17 protein-coding genes are annotated in these 19,119 nt (G+C 68.7%); 7 read left to right on the top strand and 10 right to left on the bottom strand.

The annotated features are described in order from the left end of the window. The first annotated feature begins 585 nt into the window (after positions 1 to 585). Positions 586 to 2,292, top strand: coding sequence for a 2-isopropylmalate synthase (gene leuA, locus BLS95_RS00740; protein ID WP_090928004.1), 1,707 nt, complete (start codon positions 586 to 588; stop codon positions 2,290 to 2,292). A 38-nt stretch (positions 2,293 to 2,330) separates the two neighbouring features. Here leuA and BLS95_RS53855 read toward each other — a convergent pair whose 3' ends face one another. From BLS95_RS53855 to BLS95_RS00755, 4 genes are all read right to left on the bottom strand, one after another. Further along, positions 2,331 to 2,651, bottom strand: coding sequence for a hypothetical protein (locus tag BLS95_RS53855; RefSeq protein ID WP_143043538.1), 321 nt, complete (start codon positions 2,649 to 2,651; stop codon positions 2,331 to 2,333). A gap of 266 nt (positions 2,652 to 2,917) precedes the next feature. After that, positions 2,918 to 5,125: a hypothetical protein gene (locus BLS95_RS00745; RefSeq protein WP_090928006.1), complete on the bottom strand. Its 2,208-nt coding sequence runs from the start codon at positions 5,123 to 5,125 to the stop codon at positions 2,918 to 2,920. After that, complete coding sequence (locus BLS95_RS55320; RefSeq protein WP_176992960.1) at positions 5,122 to 5,265, bottom strand: hypothetical protein; 144 nt, start codon at positions 5,263 to 5,265, stop codon at positions 5,122 to 5,124. The genes BLS95_RS00745 and BLS95_RS55320 overlap by 4 nt, the downstream gene beginning before the upstream one ends. Positions 5,266 to 6,005: 740 nt before the next feature. Next, a complete protein-coding gene (locus BLS95_RS00755) occupies positions 6,006 to 6,698 on the bottom strand; it encodes a TetR/AcrR family transcriptional regulator (protein ID WP_090928011.1) in 693 nt (230 codons plus the stop codon). A 117-nt stretch (positions 6,699 to 6,815) separates the two neighbouring features. On the opposite strand from BLS95_RS00755, the gene BLS95_RS00760 reads away from it, so the two are divergent. The 3 genes from BLS95_RS00760 to BLS95_RS00770 are packed head-to-tail and all read left to right on the top strand — an operon-like array spanning position 6,816 to position 8,967. Further along, positions 6,816 to 7,169, top strand: a complete 354-nt coding sequence (locus tag BLS95_RS00760; RefSeq protein ID WP_090928012.1) for a YrdB family protein — start codon at positions 6,816 to 6,818, stop codon at positions 7,167 to 7,169. A gap of 2 nt (positions 7,170 to 7,171) precedes the next feature. Beyond that, positions 7,172 to 8,083, top strand: coding sequence for an NAD-dependent epimerase/dehydratase family protein (locus tag BLS95_RS00765; protein ID WP_090928014.1), 912 nt, complete (start codon positions 7,172 to 7,174; stop codon positions 8,081 to 8,083). Next, complete coding sequence (locus tag BLS95_RS00770; protein WP_090928016.1) at positions 8,080 to 8,967, top strand: Gfo/Idh/MocA family protein; 888 nt, start codon at positions 8,080 to 8,082, stop codon at positions 8,965 to 8,967. Before BLS95_RS00765 ends, BLS95_RS00770 begins: the two co-directional genes overlap by 4 nt. Here BLS95_RS00770 and BLS95_RS00775 read toward each other — a convergent pair. From BLS95_RS00775 to BLS95_RS00790, 4 genes are read right to left on the bottom strand one after another with little or no spacing between them, the layout of a single operon-like run. Continuing rightward, a complete protein-coding gene (locus BLS95_RS00775; protein ID WP_090928018.1) occupies positions 8,951 to 9,892 on the bottom strand; it encodes a trypsin-like serine peptidase in 942 nt (313 codons plus the stop codon). The two genes, BLS95_RS00770 and BLS95_RS00775, sit on opposite strands and share 17 nt — an antisense overlap. Positions 9,893 to 9,948: 56 nt before the next feature. After that, positions 9,949 to 10,971, bottom strand: coding sequence for an acetamidase/formamidase family protein (locus BLS95_RS00780; protein WP_090928020.1), 1,023 nt, complete (start codon positions 10,969 to 10,971; stop codon positions 9,949 to 9,951). After that, a complete protein-coding gene (locus BLS95_RS00785; protein WP_090928022.1) occupies positions 10,968 to 12,335 on the bottom strand; it encodes an APC family permease in 1,368 nt (455 codons plus the stop codon). The genes BLS95_RS00780 and BLS95_RS00785 overlap by 4 nt, the downstream gene beginning before the upstream one ends. Before the next feature lie 54 nt (positions 12,336 to 12,389). Then, the gene (locus BLS95_RS00790) at positions 12,390 to 13,469 is read right to left on the bottom strand and encodes a substrate-binding domain-containing protein (RefSeq protein WP_245764744.1); all 1,080 of its coding nucleotides are present in this window, start codon (positions 13,467 to 13,469) and stop codon (positions 12,390 to 12,392) included. Between the two features lie 46 nt (positions 13,470 to 13,515). Between BLS95_RS00790 and BLS95_RS00795 the strand changes: the two genes are divergently transcribed. Further along, on the top strand, positions 13,516 to 13,962 hold the full coding sequence (locus tag BLS95_RS00795) for a MarR family winged helix-turn-helix transcriptional regulator (protein ID WP_090928026.1): 447 nt from the start codon (positions 13,516 to 13,518) through the stop codon (positions 13,960 to 13,962). 126 nt (positions 13,963 to 14,088) lie between these two features. Here the strand turns inward: BLS95_RS00795 and BLS95_RS00800 are convergent, their stop codons facing one another. Beyond that, positions 14,089 to 15,354 carry a Glu/Leu/Phe/Val family dehydrogenase gene (locus tag BLS95_RS00800; protein WP_090928028.1) on the bottom strand — a complete coding sequence of 422 codons (1,266 nt, stop codon included), beginning with the start codon at positions 15,352 to 15,354 and terminating at the stop codon, positions 14,089 to 14,091. 212 nt (positions 15,355 to 15,566) lie between these two features. Between BLS95_RS00800 and BLS95_RS00805 the strand changes: the two genes are divergently transcribed. Continuing rightward, a complete protein-coding gene (locus tag BLS95_RS00805; RefSeq protein WP_176992961.1) occupies positions 15,567 to 17,114 on the top strand; it encodes an alkaline phosphatase D family protein in 1,548 nt (515 codons plus the stop codon). 6 nt (positions 17,115 to 17,120) lie between these two features. Further along, positions 17,121 to 17,846, top strand: coding sequence for a class I SAM-dependent methyltransferase (locus BLS95_RS00810; RefSeq protein ID WP_090928030.1), 726 nt, complete (start codon positions 17,121 to 17,123; stop codon positions 17,844 to 17,846). 67 nt (positions 17,847 to 17,913) lie between these two features. Here the strand turns inward: BLS95_RS00810 and rocD are convergent, their stop codons facing one another. Then, positions 17,914 to 19,119, bottom strand: coding sequence for an ornithine--oxo-acid transaminase (rocD, locus tag BLS95_RS00815; protein ID WP_090928032.1), 1,206 nt, complete (start codon positions 19,117 to 19,119; stop codon positions 17,914 to 17,916).

Genomic DNA, 19,119 nt, shown 5'->3' on the forward strand with positions numbered 1-19,119 from the left:
CCCGCGCCGACTTCTGGACCTTGGCTCGCATCGACCTTCATGACCCCGAGCCGCGCCGACTCCCGGGCCTCGGCCCGCGTCCACCTCGACCCCGAGCCGCCGACCTCTGGACCTCGGCTCGTGCCGACCCCCGGACCCGACCCGACCCGAGTCGACCCCGGACCCGGTTCGGTCGGCCCCTGGCCCGGTCGGCGCGAACCTCAGATCTGCCTGATGGGGACCGGTGTGGCCTCGGCCCTTGCCGTCAAGCTCTGCCGTCAAGCCCTGCCGTCAAGCTCTGCCGTTAGGCCCTGATGCTGGAGCGTGCCGTCAGGCCGCTGGTCAGGCGCGATGGCAGGCTCGGCGATCCGGTGCTTCGACGGAACCTCGACGGAACTTGGACGGAACCTCGTGGGGCGCCGCACCAGCTGTTCTCAGGATGTGAGATCAACGACATCGCTTCCCGAGACGTCTGGTAACGTCGTCTACATGCTGCGCGGACTCCTGCTTAGCCGCCGCGGCGGGGGCCTCTGAGGCCGGCTCCCTCGCCGCGGTGCGAGTCGTGCGCGTCGGCCGATTCCTTTCGACCGACGAGGAGCCGTACCCATGACCGCCCAGCAGCCCAGCCGCATGCCCGTGCACCGCTACCAACCCTTCGAACCGGTTCGCCTGACCGACCGCACCTGGCCTGATCAGGTGATCACCGAGGCGCCCCGATGGTGCGCGGTGGACCTGCGTGACGGCAACCAGGCCCTGATCGACCCGATGGACTCCCACCGCAAGCTGAAGATGTTCGAGCTGCTGGTGCGGATGGGTTACAAGGAGATCGAGGTGGGCTTCCCGGCCGCCTCGCAGACCGACTTCGACTTCATCCGGCAGATCATCGAGGAAGACCGCATCCCGGACGACGTCGTCATCCAGGTGCTGACCCAGGCCAGGCCGGAGCTCATCGAGCGTACCTTCGAGTCGATCGAGGGCGCCAAGCAGGCCATCGTCCACCTGTACAACTCGACCTCCACCCTCCAGCGCCGCGTCGTGTTCGGCCAGGACAAGGATGGCATCACCGCCATCGCCGTCGAGGGCGCCAAGCTGGTCAAGAAGCTCGCCGACGCGACCGACGTGGACGTGCGTTTCCAGTACTCGCCCGAGTCGTTCACCGGCACCGAGCTGGAATACGCCGTCGAGGTGTGCGACGCGGTCAACGACGTCTGGCAGCCCACCCCGGACCGCAAGGTCATCATCAACCTGCCCGCCACGGTCGAGATGGCCAGCCCCAACGTCTACGCCGACCAGATCGAGTGGATGCACCGCCACCTCAAGCACCGCGACTCGATCGTTCTGTCGCTGCACCCGCACAACGACCGGGGCAGCGCCGTGGCCGCCGCCGAGCTGGGCTACATGGCGGGCGCCGACCGCATCGAGGGCTGCCTGTTCGGCAACGGCGAGCGCACCGGCAACGTATGCCTGGTCACGCTGGGCATGAACCTGTTCTCCCAGGGCATCGACCCCGAGATCGACTTCAGTGACATCGACGAGATCCGCCGGGTCACCGAATACTGCAACCAGCTGCCCGTGCACCCGCGCCACCCGTGGGGCGGCGAGCTGGTCTACACCGCCTTCTCCGGCTCCCACCAGGACGCCATCAAGAAGGGCTTCGAGCACCTGGAGATCGACGCGGCGGCGGCCGGGGTGCCGGTGGACGACTTCGCCTGGGCGGTTCCGTACCTGCCGATCGACCCGAAGGACATCGGCCGCTCCTACGAGGCGGTCATCCGGGTCAACAGCCAGTCGGGCAAGGGCGGGGTCGCGTACATCATGAAGGCCGACCACCAGCTCGACCTGCCGCGGCGGCTGCAGATCGAGTTCTCCAAGGTGGTGCAGGCCCGTACCGACAGCCAGGGCGGCGAGATCAGCCCGGCCGCGATGTACGAAATCTTCCGCGACGAATACCTGCCCAACCCGGGCAACCGTTGGGGCCGCCTCAGCCTGCTGGCCCACCGCCACGAGTCCACGGTGGACGACAAGGACCGCATCGCCGCCGACATCCGCCTCGACGGCGAGATCCGCGAGATCGACGGCGCCGGCAACGGCCCCATCTCGGCCTTCATCGACGCCATCTCCGGGGTCGGCATCCAGGTACGCGTCCTGGACTACGTGGAGCACGCGATGAGCGCAGGCTCGGACGCCAAGGCCGCCTCCTACCTCGAGTGCGAGGTCGACGGCCGGGTCCTCTGGGGCGTCGGCGTCGACGCCAACACCACCACAGCCTCCCTCAAAGCAATCATCTCAGCCGTCAACCGCGCCTCCCACTAACCGCAAAACCCCGAGCCCCATCCGATGGGGCTCGGGTTTCACCTTCCGGGTGTGCAGCCGTAAAGCTCGCCGTAGCGTTTCTGGGCGATACGCATAAGCGCGATCAGGTCCTTGATCCCATCCCTGCCTTTGGCGACCCGGGCTAGGTAGATAGTGATCAGTTGCTCTTTGTTGTCACATCGAAACTTTGAGACAACTCGGTATGGCTGATCGGAGAATGGCGTGTTCGGTAGGTATGCGGCTAGGCCATCGCCGAGGTCGGTGGGGAGCCTGACTCCGCCATGCCTGGTGTAGACCTGACGCCTGTCATCGAGAACGAAATCCAGTTGGTCTCGAGACAGTCCGTTGCCCTCCTGCATCCACCTCACCTCCAATGGCCGAGGAGTTGTATCCGGCGCCCAACAGTCGCCGTCGCCCTGACTGCCGTCTGTCCTCTCGGCAAGATGGCCGGTTACGCCGCTGACTAGGCGAAATGCCTGCTCAGGGATAAGTTTGCAGACGTATGGTGCGGAGTCTACGACTGGTTGGGAAGCTGGGGGCGGTGCCGAGAGGGTGTTGCTCGCCGGGGTACAGGCTGTGGCAAGCAACACGAGGGCAATCAGAGTGACAGACGGGAGAAAAGTTCTCATTCACCGCTCCCAGGCGAGGAAGGGATCTGTAGGCCGAGATAGTCGTCCACCTCACTGGTCCTGCGAAAGGTGCTGCGGAAGCGGTCCAGTAGGTCGCTACTGCCTCCGGACTCCCGAGTCCATGCGAGCAACTGGCTGTATTCCTCCGGAGTCATTCCGGCGAAAGACTTGACCGTGCGCGGACTTCCGGCCGTGAATGACTGCTTTCCCTGGCCAAGTCCATCAAGCAAACCCTTGTTCAGTATGGCTGTGGCGAGCATCTGCTCCGCCAACCTCTCCACCGCCAGCCGGTTGTCCGCCAGTGTCCGATGTGCTTGGTCCAGATCTCGCCCATATTCGGACATTCGCTGAGCGACTTGTTTGGCTACCTCGTCATACGCGGTTCCGGCTAGCTTGTCATAGCCTTTACCGACCAGTTCGCCGAAGGCTCCGATGGCCAGCTGGCCTGCCTGTCTCGATCCTGGCACGGGGAGCAGCCCCAGTGCGTTGCCCACCATGGTTTTCAGAGCTTCGTCCGCCTTCTTGTCGTCCAGCCCTTGGGCGATCAGTATCTGGCGGCGGATTTCCATGATGTGGCCGAAGGGGCGTGCCTCGGCCACCGTTCGATCCGTCAGGAACTGCTTGATGTCGGCCTTGTCGACCCGGCCATCCCCGTCGAAGTCGTACGCCTTGACGTCAGCCTCCGTGAAACCGAGCCGCTCGGCGTTGGAGGCGTCGAGACCGACCGGGGGTACGGTGTCGAGCGCCGCTCGCATATGTTCGGTCTGTGCTCTCACCAACGCCTCAAAGGCGGCGTCGTCGGCGGTGGCCAGCGCCAGCGCGTAAGACATGTCCTGGGCTGCGACGTTGCCGAAGGTCGCATGGTTCAGGAGGAGCCGGGAGAGTTGATCGATGTTGGCCGCGATAGCGCGGCCCAAGGGGTAGCTCAGGGGAGCGTATCGATCGAACAGGTCTCTGTTCCTGAGCTCCAGGTTGCCGTCTGCGGCTTTGCCGAAGGCGGCGCGCACTTCATCTGCGAGGATCTTGGTCATCGCGGCGGCCAGTTCCTTGGAAGTCGGGTCCTGGCCGGTCGTCGCGATCACCAGCATGTCTCTGATCGGCTTGTAGTCGTTCAGGAAGTGTGAAGCGCCCCACCGGGTCGTCAGCAGGTAGTCCAGAACGGACTCCGTCCACCCCGTCGGGGTGTGGTTCAGCAGAGCCTGGGACGCTTCCCGGCTGGACTTCGCCGCATGGAACAGGTCGTCCACCACTGATGACGGAGTCTTCATGCCGGGACTGCTCGCAGACATCTCCGGTCTCAGCAGGGTGCCGAGGCCGAGCGCGCCGGCCAAGTCGATGAGGGGCAGCTGCTTTCCCGTGACGAAACGGCCGAGCGGATCCCTGGCCGCTGCCCACTGGTCGTTGCGCTGCTCGTGTTCGTAGACGATCACGTCGCGCCCGACGAGTTCGATGAACTCCTTCGAGAACGGCGGATTCCCGTCGTGGGCGCGCCAGATGAGGGCCTGTGCCTGGTAGCCCGAGTACGTCGTGTCGCCTGACGTGTGCTGGGTCCGGCCCTCCTTCACCAGATCGTTGAGGAAGTCGGCGCCCGTGTACGCGGGGTTCTTCGGATCGGTTCCTGCGGCCAGGGCCGTGCTCAGCATGGCCAGGACCTTCTTGCCTTGGTCGGAGAGTTGGGTCACGAGCTCGGCGTTCTGGCGGCGCCTGGCGTCGTGCAGTTGCGCGGCGAGCGATCCTGGCAGCCGTGTCACGCCGCAGGCGCCCAAAGCGCCAAGGAATGCCTTGACGAACTCCGCGTCGCCGGCTCTCGACGCATATTTCTCCAGCTCGGTCAGTGCTTTGGCATCTCCGTCCGCGGCTTTCAGCGCGGCCCGGGCAGCAAGTGTGCCGTCCAGCAGTCCGTTGGCGGCCTCCAGGTTGTCAGGAATCTCCAGAAAGCTTCCGGCGGGCGTGCTCCTGCCGAAGGTGACCTTCTGCCGCTGCAGCTCGTGGACCAGGTTCTGCCGCCGCCGGAGATCCTCGGCCTGGGTGGTGACTCGTCCGGCGAGCTGCCGTAGCCGTGCCGCCGGAGAAGTGTCGAGCCCGGCGCTCAGCAGCTCCCTGTGCAGGACCTGCGCCAGCTCCTCCAGCCGATTGGCGGTTTCGGTGTGCTTCATAGTCATCGTGTCGAATTCGGGCAGCTGGACTCCGCTGAACTCGCTCATGGCTGGTCCGGAATCGAGGCCAGCTTCTGGTGGGCGCTGTGTACGGCCTGCGTGAGCACGGCCCGCAATTCTCGCTGGTCCGCGTGAACCTGGGTGCCGAACCGGCTGCCCGCGGGCCCCACCCATGCGTCGTTCGCCATGAAACGGCAGGAGGGATCCAGTGCGCACCAGTGATCGTCCGACAGCCGCTGAAGCCGCTGGGCAACAGCTCGTATCGCCTCACGATCGAGGTCAACCACGATGATCCTCCACGTACAGTTCGCTGCCCAGAACAGATCGGGAGGCGGCGTTCCCCAAGGTCTTCACACGGTAATCAACATCACGTCAACAGAACAAGCTTAAAACCGGTGAAAGGCATAGCGCGTTCGAGCTTTGATTGATAATGGGATGGTTTGCCGGAATGGAGTACGGCTTCGATTTCTTGCGAACGGACGCCAGTAAGCAAGTTGGTAGATATGCGAGATTTGGCGGTCTTGGAATTGATGCGAAATGGGCAGTGGTGGCAATCAGGGGATCAAGGGATCAAGGGATCAAGGGATCAAGCGGACGTCCGTCGGTGCCGATGACTGCACGAGCAAGGGAAGCGGTACGCACGGGGCTTATCGCGGAGGTCGGCTCTGGTCCCTTAGGAGCTGCGGGCTTGTTTCTGTCAGGGCCGCTCGCGGTCAACGTTGTTTCTGTCAGGCTGCTCGCGGTCGACGAGGGGGTCGAGGCCATGGGGAGAGGCTGCCGGAGGTGCCAGAGGCTGCTGGAGATGCTGAGGTGCTGAGGGTCTTGGCCTGCGTGGTCGGTCGGCATTTGCGTCTGGAATTGGTTCAGGTCTGCGGGGGGTCTCGTTGGGTGAACGTTCCTTGATGTCGTTCGGCCGGGTTTTTGAGTTTTACTGGGTGAATCCCAAGGTCTCGGCCAGTAGGCGCATGGAGTGGCCGAAGGCTGTGTGGCGGTCTTCGATGGTGTTCTGGAATTGGCCGAAGACCTCGAAGTTGACCCAGCCGTACAGTGCTGTCCAGGCGGAGATGGCCTGCCAGATCACGCTGTCGGGGACGCCGGGCATGAGGTCGCGGAAGACGGCCGTGTCGGCGTCCAGTGCGGCGGGGGGTTCGGTGGTGGGTGTTCTCATGGCGCCCGCTTGCCAGGCGTCGGAGACTATCCGGCTCAGTACGGCGACGTCGCGCACACGGGCCGCGACCGTGTCCTGGGGGGCCTGGTAGCCGGGCACGGGGGAGCCGTAGATCAGCGCGTATTCGTGCGGGTGGGCCACCGCCCAGTCGCGTACGGCGTCGCAGGCGGCCAGCCACCGGCCCAGGTAGTCATCCGGGGGGCAGGCGGCCTCGGTCTGCTCCACGGCCGCGCCGAGGGCGTTGTAGCCGTCGATGATCAAGGCGGTGAGCAGGTCGTCGCGGCTCGGGAAATAGCGGTAGATGGCCGAGGAGACCATGCCCATCTCCCGCGCTACGGCCCGCAGTGACAGGCCGCCGGCGCCCTCAGTGGCGAGCTGGCGGCGCGCGATGTCGGTGATTTCCCTGGTGAGCTCGGCCCGGACGCGTTCTCTGGCGGTGCGGCTGGCGGTCATGTCCGGCAGCTTATCAGAGCGGTAGAAAGAAACGAGAGCGCTGCTCTTGACGGACAGTGCTCTCGCTAGAGAGCATTGCTCTCGGAAGAAAGCGGCGATTGTTCACGGAGGTCCCCCATGCTCGCCCTTGCCAAGTACGCCAACGCGGCGTTGATGTTCTTCCTCGAACTCGGCGTGCTGGGCTCGGTGGGCTACTGGGGGTTCACGCTCGACTCCGGCTGGGCGATCAAGCTGCTGGCCGGGCTCGGCGGCCCGGCGCTGTTCATCGCGGTGTGGGCGTTGTTCGGCGCGGGCGGTGGCGCGAACGCCACCTTCCCGCTCACCGGCCTGGCCCGAGCCGCCCTGGAGATCGTCTGGTTCGGCGGTGGCGCCCTTGCCCTCTACGCAGCGGGCGTGGTCACCCCGGCCGTCGTCTTCTTCGTCCTTTTTGCTATGAATGCGGTTCTTCGCATCGTCTGGAAGCAGGTCTGATCATGGGTAAGCACGTCGTCGTCGGTTCCGGCCAGGTCGGCTCGCACGTGGCCGCCAAGCTGATCGAACAGGGGCACGAGGTCACCGTCGTGACCCGCTCGGGCAGCGGTCCCGAAGGGGCGGTCAAGGTGGCCGCCGACGTCGCGGACCGGGCCAGGATGGTCGAGGTCACCAAGGGCGCGGACGTCCTCTACAACTGCGTCAACCCGAAATACCACCGCTGGCTGACCGACTGGCCGCCGATGGCCGAGTCGTTCCTGGCCGCCGCGGAGTCCAGCGGAGCCGTGTACGTGATCCTCGGCAACCTCTACCCGTACGGGCCCGTCCAGGGGCCCATGACCGAGGACCTGCCACTCGCCTCCGACAACCCCAAGGCGATGGTGCGGGCGAAGATGTGGCGGGACGCGCTCGCGCTGCACGAGGCGGGCCGGATCAGGACCACCGAGGTACGGGGCTCCGACTACTTCGGGCCCGGCGCCACCGACCAGGCCTACCTGGGCGACCGGTTCCTGGTGCCGCTGCGGGCCGGGCGGACCATCCAGCTCCCCTACCCCCTGGACGTGCCGCACAGCTGGACGTACCTGCCCGACGTGGCCGACGCGCTGATCGTGGCCGGTAGGGACGAGCGGGCCTGGGGCCGGCCCTGGCACGTGCCCACGAGCGACCCGCTGTCCTTCCGCGAGGTCGGCGACCGGATGGCCGCCATCCTGGGCCGCCCGGCGCCCAAGCTGGCGCGGCTGCCCTGGCCGCTGGTGCAGGTGGGCGGCCTGTTCTCGCCGATGATCGGCGAGCTGCGGCACGTCCGCTACCAGTTCACGGCGCCTTACGTGCTCGACTCCTCGGCGTTCCAGCGGACGTTCGGCATCGCGCCTACTCCGATCGAGGCGGCGCTCAAGGCTACGCTCGAAGCGTGAAGATAGCCATGATCGGTCTGGGCGACATCGCGGAGAAGGCCTACCTTCCCGTGCTTGCCGCTCAGCCATCCCTCGACCTGCACCTCTGTACCCGCAACCAGGCCCGGCTCGACCGGCTCGGCGACACCTACCGGATCGCCGGCCGGTCGACGAGCCTGGACGAGGTGATCAAGGCGGGGGTCGACGCGGCCTTCGTGCACGCCGCTACCGAGGCCCACCCCGGGCTCGTCGAGTCGCTGCTCAGCGCCGGGATCCACGTCTACGTCGACAAGCCGATCGCCTACAAGCTGGCCGAGTCCGAGCGCCTGGTACGCCTGGCGAAGGCCGAGGACAGATCCCTGATGGTCGGCTTCAACCGGCGCTACGCACCCGGATATGTCGGACTTGCCGCCCTTCCCCGTCATCTCATCCTGATGGAGAAGAACCGCGACAATTACCCCGACGCCCCCCGACGGGCGATATTTGATGACTTCATTCATGTAGTGGACACCCTCAGATTCCTCGCCCCCGGCCCGGTCACCGGCACCACCATCCGGACCCGCGTCAAGGACGGCCTGATCGAGCACATCGTCCTGGAGCTCTCTGGCACCGGCTTCACCGCCATCGGCGTCATGAACCGGGCGAGCGGCGCGAGCGAGGAGTCCTGCGAGGTCATGGGCGACGGGGTCAAGCGCCGCGTGGTCAACCTCGGCGACGTGACCGACTACCGCGGCGGCGAGACGCTCACCAGGCGGCCCGACTGGGTGCCGGTGGCCAGGCAGCGCGGCATCGAGCAGATCTGCCTGGAGTTCCTCGCCGCCGTGCGCGCGGGCCGCAGGATCAGCGCGGAGGACGCCCTGACCACCCACGCCATCTGCGAGGACATCGTCAGCCAGGCGGCTTGAGCGGCGTCGGCTCCGCGGCCGCGGCAGGGGCCGGGGCGGGAGCGAGCGTGGGGGCGGGAGTGGGGGCCGGCGTGGGGGTAGGGGTGGCCTCGTCGCGCTTGCCGGGCTGCCGTTCCAGGAGCATCGACTGGTCGGCACGGGCGAGCATGCGCTCGAAGACCCGGCCCCCGAGCCTGGTGATCACGGTATAGCCCTTGGTGTCGCTCAACGGGCTGGAGGACGACACCACGCCCGCCAGCGCGCCCCCGTAGAGCGCGGGCCCGCCGCTGCCGCCCGCGGCGGCGTGGCAGTTGCGGGTGACCAGCAGGCCGGGGCCGTGGTGCAGGCCCTCGACGGCGTCGCCCACGCACCGGTACATCGTCATCCCCGGATAGCCCTTGCCCACCGGGTAGCCGAGCAGCTCCAGCCCGCGCAGCTCCGTGCCCTGGGAGGTGGGCATCGGCCGCAGCCCGCGCCCGGTCACGGCCTCCAGCGGGCGCCCCCGCCGTACGACGCCGACCAGGCCGACGTCGTACGGCAGCAGGCTGGGGGAGTACGGCTCGGTGCGCCACCGTTCGGGCACCCAGATGCGTACGGCGGGCCAGACCCCCAGCCGCGGCCGCCCGCGCTCGTACCCCGGCAGGAAGGCGAGGTGCTTGAGCGGCCGGCCGTCGTGATACAGGCAGTGCGCGGCCGTCAGCACCAGGCTGCGGCTGCGCGAGCCGATCACCGTGCCCCCGCACACCACGTCCGTGCGTGTGACCGGGTCGCGGCCGAGCAGCACTCCGGTGAGCCGCCGCGCCCCCGTGTAGGGGCGCGGGACCGGTGCGTAGCCCAGGCGGTCGCCGTCGGGGGTCAGCACTCTGGGAGTGGGCACGCTATGTTGCGACACCTCGGCGACGGCGGCTGGATCGAGCAGGACCACGGGCAGCACCAACCTGAGCACTTTCCCACTCTACGGGGAAGATGATCAATGCCCTGACCTGCGACACTAAGGTTTCGTTAACTTGTGTATCGGGCTCCCAGCCCACGCAGCCGCGCGTGCACCGACTCGTAGGCCCCCGCCTCGCCCCGGAGCCACCCCTCGCCCAGATATGCCTTGGGTAGTTTGGCGACCATTGTGTAGTTGGTGTCGCACACGTTCCCGACCGGCGCCTGCCCGCCCTGGCTGACGAGCTGGTACGCGTCCAGCGTGTCCAGCCCGGTCAGCTCGGACGTCCAGGTCACCATGTCGTGCTGGCTGATCCGATAGGCGTCCTCCAGCGGCCGGGCCGAGCCCGTGGACATCAGGTGCAGGTCGTCCTCCATCCGCGGCCAGGGCGTCGCCACGCCCTTGATCAGCTCGACCGCGATCACGGTGTTCATGGCCGACTCGACCGCGGTCCCGCAGACCTCGCCGTGCCCCTGCCTCCCGTGGCCGTCGCCGATCGAGAACAGCCCGCCTTCGACGTTGACGCCCAGGTAGACGGTGACGCCCGCGCGCAGTTCGGGGGTGTCCATGTTGCCGCCGTGCGCGTCGGGGGTGATCGTCATGCGGGTCTCGCCGGCGGCCGGGGCCACGCCCACCGTGCCGTGCATCGGGTCGAGGGGGAGGGCCACGCTGAAGTCGCTGTTGCGGGCGTGGTAGACGGCCAGGCCCTTGTCCAGGTCGATGTCGTAGCGCCAGACCCGCTCCTCGAGCGGCGGGTGCAGCATGGCCGTGGTGTGGGTGGTGGTCAGCGCGCCGAAGTGCGGGAACGTCGTGGAGACCGCCCAGTCCCTGGCCGGGGTGATGGAGACGAAGTGCAGCGCCAGCGTGTCGCCGGGCTCGGCGCCCTCCACGTGGAAGGGGCCGGTCACCGGGTTCAGGTACGGGAACTCGCACACCCGCGAGGGCAGGTCGTCCACGGTCGTCACGCGGCCGCCGAAACAGTCCTCGGTGTACAACTCCATGATCGTGCCCGGCCGCACCCTGCCGACCGCCGGCCGCCCCCCGAAGGTGTAGCTCAGCTCCTCCGGCGTGGGGTGGTAAGAGACGACGTTCACTGAACCTCCGAGGGAAGGACGGGCCGGCGGCCGGACGCGTACGAGACGCCGAGGACGATCAGGCCGATGACCAGCCAGCTGCAGCCCACCCACTGGGCCGCGACGTTCTGGTTGATCACGACGGCCACGAGGATGACGAAGCCGATCACGGGCACGACGAGGTGCGCCCACCAGTTCCTGCTGCGCTGCCGGACGACGTAGTGCACGACCACGGCGATGTGCAGCAGCAGGAAGGCGGTCATCGCGCCGAAGTTGACCAGGGAGGTGAGCTCGCCGATGCCGTTGGCCCTGGTGCTCATGTAGATGCCGAGGACCAGCGAGATCCCGGCCACCAGGAAGGTGGCGTTGACCGGCACCCGGTGCCTGTAGCTCACCTTGGCCAGGAACGAGGGGAGCTGGCGGTCCCGGGCCATCGCGTAGAGCAGGCGTGAGGTGGCCGCCTGGGCGACCAGCGAGTTGGCGAAGCCCCAGGCGACGGCGGTGGCCACGGCGGTGAGCACGGACAACCAGTGCCCGCCGGCGAACTCGGCGGTCTTGTAGAAGGCGTTGCCCGCGGAGTCACCGTTGGCGATCAGAGCGTCGCGGTTGGGGGTGAGCAGCGCCGCCACCCAGGTCTGCACCACGAACAGCACCGCGGCCAGGCCCAGCGCGGCCACCATCGAGCGGCCGAGGCGGCGGGCGTCCTCGCGGCTCTCCTCCGCCAGCGTGGAGATGCCGTCGAAGCCCAGGAACGACAGCACCGCCACCGACGCGGCGGCGAACACCACCGTCCAGCTGAACGAGGACGACTCGAAGACCGGAGTGAACGCGCCGGTCTGCGCGTTGCCCTGGGCCAGCGCGATGCCGCCGACCACCAGGAAGATCGCCAGCACGACCAGCTCGGCCACCAGCATGATCCGGGTGATCCGGGCCGTCATCTGGATGCCCAGGTAGTTCACCACGGTGTTGAGCAGTACGAACAGCACCAGCCAGCCCCAGATGGGGATCACCGGTACGAACGTGTTCATGGCCGCGCTGGCCACGAGGTAGAGCAGGGAGGGGACGAGGACGTAGTCGAGCAGGATCGCCCACCCGGCGATGAAGCCGACGGGGGCGGCGATGCCCCGGCCGGTGTAGGTGTAGACCGACCCGGCCATCGGGAAGGCCCTGGCCATCTGCGCGTACGACAACGCCGTGAACGCCATCGCCAGCAGGCCGACGATGTACGCGAGCGCCACCATCCCCTTGGAGATGAAGAAGACGTTGCCGAAGATCCCGAACGGTGCGATGGGCACCATGAAGATCAGGCCATAGATCATCAGATCGGCGAAACCGAGGGAACGCTGGAGTTCCTGGCGGTAGCCGAACTGTTCGATTGTGCTCATGAACGGCTCCTAGCTGCATGGGGGGGCGATTACGCAGATTAGAGCCAAAGTTTTCTAGAGAAAAGGTTTCTGTAGAAAGAAGTCCAGTCCGTCCGCTCTGCCGAGGTGCACGGGGTGCCGGATCTGGCGATCGAGCAGCCTGAGAGTGCCGCGCGCGCTGGTGATCGTCGTGCCGTCGGCGACCGCGTCCAGCGCGGGCACCGCCAGCGAGCCGGCCCGCGCGCACAGGGCGGCCAGCATGGCGACGGCCTCGTAGCAGCCGTGGCCATGCGCGTTGAGCATGGGGGCGTCGGGGCCGAAGCGGGTCGCGTACCTCTCGCCGAAGTCCTGGCCGGCGTCGGTCGGCAGGCCGCGGAAATAGCCCATCGACGCGTAGAGCTCGCCGGTGCCGTCGCCACCGATGCCCAGCAGGCCGTGCTCCTCCAGCGCGCCGCACAGCCGGGCCGCGCCCAGCCCGGCGGCGGCGTACGCCCGGTTGAAGGCCACCAGGTCACTGCCGATCAGCGTCAGCAGGATCGCGTCCGGCTTGGCGTCGGCCACCCGGTCGACCCACCGCACGGCCTCGCCGTACCGGACGAAGCTCTCGCCCACCACGCCCGCGCCCCGGGCGTGCAGGAGGCGGCGGGCGCTGGCGTGTACCAGACGCGGCCAGACGTAGTCGTTGCCCAGCAGGAACCAGCGGCGCGCCCGCCGCGTGCCGGCCAGCCACTCGATGCCCGGCGCGAGCTGCCTGGCGGGGGTCTCGCCGAGGAAGTAGACGCCCGGCGCGTGCCCCCCGCCCTCGTAAGGCGGCGCGTAGACGAACGGGACCCGCCCGGCGACCGCGGCGACCACCCTCACCCGTACGTCGCTCGCATGGGAGCCCGCGACGGCCTGCACCGTACCCGAGCCGACCAGCCCGGACACCTCGGCCGCCACCTCGGCCGCGGGTCGCCCGCCGTCGATCAGGACCAGCTCGACCGGCCTGCCCAGCAGGCCCGCGGCGGCATTGAGCTCCTCGGCGGCCAGCAGCGCGCAGTTGATCGCGCAAGGGCCCATCAGGCCGAGCACTCCGGACACGGGCACGACCAAGCCGATCCTGATCGCGTACGAGGGCAGGAGCCGCGCTTCGAAGGGATCGACTATCGCCGCCACGCCGCCGAGTATCCTCCCTCTTAGCCCCCCGACGAAAGGACCTTCCATGACCTCCCCCGGCCTCGGGTCCTCACTTGCCTATCTGCTCAGCCGTGCGGAGCGCGGCGTCAACCGCGGACTGGCGGCCGTGCTCGCCGGGGAGGACGTCACGGTCGAGCAGTGGCGCATTTTGCGGGCGCTGGCCGACGGGCGGGGGGTCTCGATGGGGGAGCTGGCCGAGGCGGTGCTCATGCCGCACCCGACGCTGACCAAGGCGGTCGACCGGCTGATCGACCGGGCGCTGGTCTACCGCGGGCCGTCGAAGGGTGATCGGCGGCGGGTGGCGGTGTTCGTCTCGGACCGGGGGGCCGAGCTGCTCGCGCGGGTGGACGGCGCGGTGGCCGAGCATCACCGGATGATCGAGCTCGCGTTCGGGCCGGAGCGGACGGAGCAGCTCATGCGCGACCTGGAGGGCCTGGTGGAGGCGCTGGACTACACCGAGCTCAGGCTCTGAGCGAGCGAGCCCGCTCGGGCTGTGGGCCGGTGAGCCTGCTCGCGCTCTGGTCCTCGCGGGCCCGGCGGGGCACGGCGCCCGGGAGGCGGCCTTCCGGCCGGCCCCCGGGGCGTGTGCGCGTGCGGCTCAGTGGCACAGGCCGCGCACATGGTGCGCCTCGGCCACCCGGCCCACGGCAATGACGTGCGCCGCCTGCCGGAGCGTCAGGCCGCGCTCGGCGGCCAGCGACGTGACCTCGGAGAAGGTGCTCCGCATGAGGTCGCTCAGCTTCAGCTCGACCTCGCTCGGGCTCCAGGAGGAGGCCTGGAGGTTCTGCACCCACTCCAGGTGGGACACGATCACTCCGCCCGCGCCGGCCAGGATGTCGGGCACCACCGTGGTGCCGTTGGCGTGCAGGATCTCGTCGGCCCCCGGCGTGACGGGGCCGTTGGCGGCCTCCACGACCAGGCGGGCGCGCACCCGGGGCGCGTTGGCCTCGGTGATCGCCCCGTCGAGTGCCGCCGGGACGAGCACGTCCACGTCCAGCTCGAACAGGTCGTCGCGGGCCAGCGCGTCGGCGTGCCGGTAGCCGGCCACCCCACCGGACTCGGCCACCCAGGCACGCAGCCGGGCGAGGTCGAGCCCGCCGCCCGCGTGGACGGCGCCCGTGGCGTCGGAGACGGCCACGACCTTGCAGCCGGCCTCGGCGAGGTGCTGCGCGACCGGCGCGCCCACCTTCCCGAAGCCCTGCACGGCCACGGTGGTGCCCGCGGGCGCCCGGCCGAGCGCGGACAGCACCGCGATCTGGACGCCCCGCGCGGTCGAGTCGGCGCGACCGGACGAGCCGTCCGGCGCCATGGGCTCGCCGGACACCGAGTAGCCGCTGTTGAGCTTGTAGGCGTCCCTGACCCAGGCCATGGTGCGCTCGTCGGTGCCGACGTCGGCGGCCGGGATGTCCTTCTCCGGGCCGATCAGCGGCAGGATCTCGTTGACGTAGCGGCGGGTCAGCCGTTCCAGCTCGCGGACGGTGAGCCCGGCCGGGTCCACGGCCACGCCGCCCTTGGCGCCGCCGTACGGGATGCCGACCAGCGCGCACTTCCAGGTCATCCACATGGCGAGCGCGGTGATGCCGTGGATGTCGGTGCCGGGATGGAAGCGCAGCCCGCCCTTGGCGGGGCCGCGCGAGACGTTGTGCTGTACGTGGAACCCCTGGACGACATCCAGGGAGCCGTCCTCGCGCCGCACCGGGACCGAGACGGTCATCGAGCGGCGGGGCGTGGCCAGCATCGCGCGTAGCCCGTCGTCGAGTCCGAGCTGGTCGGCGGCCTGGCCGAGTTGGTGAAGAGCAGAGTCGAGGGCCTGATGACCCGAGGTGACCAGGGCCGGCGTCGTTGACGGCACCATGATGCTCATGGAAGAAGATCCTCCTGGTATTACGCCCCATTTGCGGGAAAGCGCCATTGCCTTCCACTTTTGGGGCTTGTTGTCACGATCATCCTAAGGCGGGGCGTTTGACCTTGCCTAGTTTTGGTAGAAATCCAGGCCGTGATCGAGATGCCGTGGACCGTGCCACTCTGGCAGGCTTGCGGACGAGAGTGTGCTGAATCTTCAAAACAGGGGGTGGGATGCCCGCACTCGTGGTGGGACCGATGCTGCGCTATGTCGACTCCGACAGCGCCTCGATCTGGGTGGAGACCGCCGATCCTTGCACGGTCACGATCGAGGCGGACGGCAGGTCTTACCGGTCGCCTACCTTCACCGTGCACGGTCACCACTACGCGATCGTGGATCTGGTTGCGTTGTCCCAGGATATCGCGTCCTACTCGGTGAGTCTCGATGGGGAGCAAGTTTGGCCGCAGGCGGGTCGCCCGCCGAGCCGGATCAGGCTGCTGCCCCCCGAGGGCGTGCGCCGGCTGGCGTTCGGCTCGTGCCGCACCAGCGTGCCGCACGACGCCGCGCACATCCTCACGCACGGCGACGACGTGCTGCGCGCCTACGGCTGCCACCTCGCGCGGGTCGCCGACGGGGAGTGGCCCGACCTGCTGCTGCTCCTGGGAGACCAGGTCTACGCCGACAACCCCTCGCCCGAGATGCTCGACTACATCCGCTCCCGCAGGGACACCGAGCCGCAGCGCGAGATCGCCGACTTCGAGGAATACGCCGAGCTCTACCGCCAGGCGTGGACCGACCCCGACATCCGCTGGCTGCTGTCCACCGTGCCCACCGCCATGATCTTCGACGACCACGACCTGCGCGACGACTGGAACACCTCGCAACCGTGGCGCGAGCAGATGGCCAGGACCTCGTGGTGGCCCCGCCGGGTCGTGGCGGGGCTCGGGGCGTACTGGGTCTACCAGCACCTCGGCAACCTCTCCCCGGCCGAGCGGGCGACCGACCCGCTGCTGCGGGTGCTGATGGAGGGCGACGGCGGCGGGGCGCTGGACGCGTTCGCCGAGAAGGCCGACGCCGAGCCGAGCAGCAACCGCTGGAGCTACTCCCGCGACCTCGGGCGCGCGCGGCTCATCATGGTCGACACCAGGTGCGCCAGGCAGCTCACGCCCGGCGACCGGCGCATGCTCGACCCGGGGGAGTGGGCTTGGCTGCTCGAACAGGTCAGTGAGCCGGCCGAGCGGCTGATCATCGGCTCGTCGATCCCGTTCCTGCTGCCGGAGGGCGTACACCGGGTGCAAAACTGGAACGAGGCCCTCAGCGACGGCGCGTGGGGCGGGCTCGTACGGCGGTGGTCGGAGAAGTTCCGGCAGGCCATCGACCTGGAGCACTGGGCGGCGTTCCGGCGCTCGTTCGAGGACCTGGCGCGGCTGCTGGCCGGGCTGGGCAAGCCGGTGCTGATCCTGTCGGGCGACGTGCACTACTCCTACATCGCCAAGGCCAACCCGGCCCCGATCTACCAGATCGTCTGCTCTCCCATCCGCAACCCGCTCAGCCGCCTGCTGCGCTGGGCCAACGTCTTCACCCAGTTCTCGATCGCCACGATGGTGGGCGGCCTGCTGGCGCGGCTGGCGGGCATCCCGCGGCCGCCGTTCAGGTGGCGGGTCACCAAGGGCCCCTGGTTCCAGAACGCGGTGGCCACGCTCACCCTCCCCGACGTGGTGACCTGGTACGAGTCCACCGGCGACCGCGTCCGCCCGATCGACTCCGCCCAACTACGCTGAACCCTCATGCATGCTCCACCCGACGACGCCTACTCCGCGACCGTGCCGTTCTACGACCTGTTCCACGAGGACGGGCATGTGCCGGGGATCCGCCGGACCCTTCCACCGCTGCTGACCGGGGTCCGGCGCGGCGTGATCGAGATCGGCGCGGGCACCGGCCTGATCACCGAGCTGATCGCCCGGGAGACGCCCGCCGAGATCTACGCCGTCGAGCCGTCGCTCGGCATGCGCTCCGTACTGGTCTCCCGCCTGACGGCCGACCCCGCCATGCTGAGCCGGGTGACCGTGCTGCCGTGCGGGGCGCTGGACGTGGAGGTGGACGAGCCGGTCGAGGCGATCGTGATGATCTCGGTGTTGCAGAGCTTCGCCGCCGTCGATCGGGCCGAGCTGTGGCGGGTGCTGGCCAGGCAACTGGAGCCGGGCGGCCGGCTGGTGTTCAACTGGCGCGACCGCGCCCCCGCCGTGCCCGGCGAGGCGCGGGTGCTGGGGTCCTACCAGGTGGGCCGGCACGTCTACGAGATCTCCGGCCAGGTGCTCGACGTCGCGGGCGAGAGCGTCACCTCGCGCTTCGTCTACCGGATCCGCCAGCGCGGGGTGACGATCAGTGAGGACGAGATGGTCAGCACGAACCACTGGCCCCCGGCCGAGCGGCTGGCCGCCGAGTTGCGGGCGGCGGGGTTCGCCCGGGGCGAGGCCCCCGACGGCCTGCAGATGTGGCGGCTCGTGAATTAGCGCTCCTGGACAGGGCCCGGCCACTTACGGTGGTCGGGCCCTCCCGTGCGAAGCCGTACAGAATGGGTCAGAAGGAGGAGATCGCGGCGCCGAGCTGGTCGATCGCCCAGATGAGGTCCTCCTCGGGGACCACGATCGGCGGAGCCAGCCGGATCGTGGAGCCGTGCGTGTCCTTGGCCAGCACCCCCCGCTCCATCAGCGCCTCCGTCACCTGACGCCCCGTGGCGAGCTCGGGGTCGATGTCGATGCCCGCCCACAGGCCGCGCCCGCGCACCTCCAGCACACCCCTGCCGACCAGCTCGCGCAGCCGCGCGTGCAGCACCTCGCCCAGCTTGGCGGCCCTGGCCTGGAACTCGCCGGTGTTGAGCAGGTCGATGACGGCGATGCCGACCGCGCACGCCAGCGGGTTGCCGCCGAACGTGGAGCCGTGCTGCCCCGGCCGGATGACCTCCAGCACGTCCCGGTCGGCGGCGATGGCCGAGACCGGTACGACGCCGCCCCCGAGCGCCTTGCCCAGGACGTAGATGTCGGGCACGACCCCTTCGTGGTTGCAGGCGAACGTCTGCCCGGTCCGCCCCAGCCCCGACTGGATCTCGTCGGCGATCATCAGGATGCGCTCGGCCGAGCACAGCGCCCGCACCTCGCTCAGGTAGCCGTCCGGCGGCACGATCACCCCCGCCTCGCCCTGGATCGGCTCGACCAGCACCGCGACCGTGTTGGCGTCGATGGCCTCCCGGATCGCCTCCGTCGAGCCGTAGCGCACGACCCGGAACCCCGGCGTGTACGGGCCGAAGTCGTCGCGTGCGTCCGAATCGGTGGAGAAGCTGATGATCGTGGTGGTACGGCCGTGGAAGTTGCCCTCCATGACGATGATGTTGGCCAGTCCCGGCTCGACGCCCTTGACCTGGTAGCCCCACTTGCGGGCCACCTTGATGGCGGTCTCGACGGCCTCGGCGCCGGTGTTCATGGGCAGGACCAGGTCCTTGCCGGTGAGGTCGCCGAGCCCGGCGCAGAACCGCGCGAACTGGTCGTGGTGGAAGGCCCGGCTGGTCAGGGTCAGATTCTTGAGCTGCTCCTGGGCGGCCTCGATGATCTTCGGATGGCCGTGGCCGAAGTTGAGCGAGGAGTAGCCGGCCAGGCAGTCCAGATACCTCTTGCCCTCGACGTCGGTGACCCAGGAACCGTGCGCCTCGTGGATCACCACGGGCAGCGGATGGTAGTTGTGCGCGCTGCGGCGCTCGCTCAGCTCGATCAGCTCTGCGCTGCTGGTCAT

The organism is Nonomuraea jiangxiensis (assembly GCF_900099965.1).
Classification (GTDB): domain Bacteria; phylum Actinomycetota; class Actinomycetes; order Streptosporangiales; family Streptosporangiaceae; genus Nonomuraea; species Nonomuraea jiangxiensis.

Excerpts from the sequence above, each read along its gene's own strand:
- leuA (WP_090928004.1), top strand. The coding sequence starts at position 586 with ATGACCGCCCAGCAGCCCAGCCGCATGCCCGTGCACCGCTACCAACCC.
- BLS95_RS53855 (WP_143043538.1), bottom strand. The coding sequence starts at position 2,651 with ATGCAGGAGGGCAACGGACTGTCTCGAGACCAACTGGATTTCGTTCTC.
- BLS95_RS00745 (WP_090928006.1), bottom strand. The coding sequence starts at position 5,125 with ATGAGCGAGTTCAGCGGAGTCCAGCTGCCCGAATTCGACACGATGACT.
- BLS95_RS55320 (WP_176992960.1), bottom strand. The coding sequence starts at position 5,265 with ATGGCGAACGACGCATGGGTGGGGCCCGCGGGCAGCCGGTTCGGCACC.
- BLS95_RS00755 (WP_090928011.1), bottom strand. The coding sequence starts at position 6,698 with ATGACCGCCAGCCGCACCGCCAGAGAACGCGTCCGGGCCGAGCTCACC.
- BLS95_RS00760 (WP_090928012.1), top strand. The coding sequence starts at position 6,816 with ATGCTCGCCCTTGCCAAGTACGCCAACGCGGCGTTGATGTTCTTCCTC.
- BLS95_RS00765 (WP_090928014.1), top strand. The coding sequence starts at position 7,172 with ATGGGTAAGCACGTCGTCGTCGGTTCCGGCCAGGTCGGCTCGCACGTG.
- BLS95_RS00785 (WP_090928022.1), bottom strand. The coding sequence starts at position 12,335 with ATGAGCACAATCGAACAGTTCGGCTACCGCCAGGAACTCCAGCGTTCC.
- BLS95_RS00795 (WP_090928026.1), top strand. The coding sequence starts at position 13,516 with ATGACCTCCCCCGGCCTCGGGTCCTCACTTGCCTATCTGCTCAGCCGT.
- BLS95_RS00800 (WP_090928028.1), bottom strand. The coding sequence starts at position 15,354 with ATGAGCATCATGGTGCCGTCAACGACGCCGGCCCTGGTCACCTCGGGT.
- BLS95_RS00805 (WP_176992961.1), top strand. The coding sequence starts at position 15,567 with ATGCCCGCACTCGTGGTGGGACCGATGCTGCGCTATGTCGACTCCGAC.
- BLS95_RS00810 (WP_090928030.1), top strand. The coding sequence starts at position 17,121 with ATGCATGCTCCACCCGACGACGCCTACTCCGCGACCGTGCCGTTCTAC.
- rocD (WP_090928032.1), bottom strand. The coding sequence starts at position 19,119 with ATGACCAGCAGCGCAGAGCTGATCGAGCTGAGCGAGCGCCGCAGCGCG.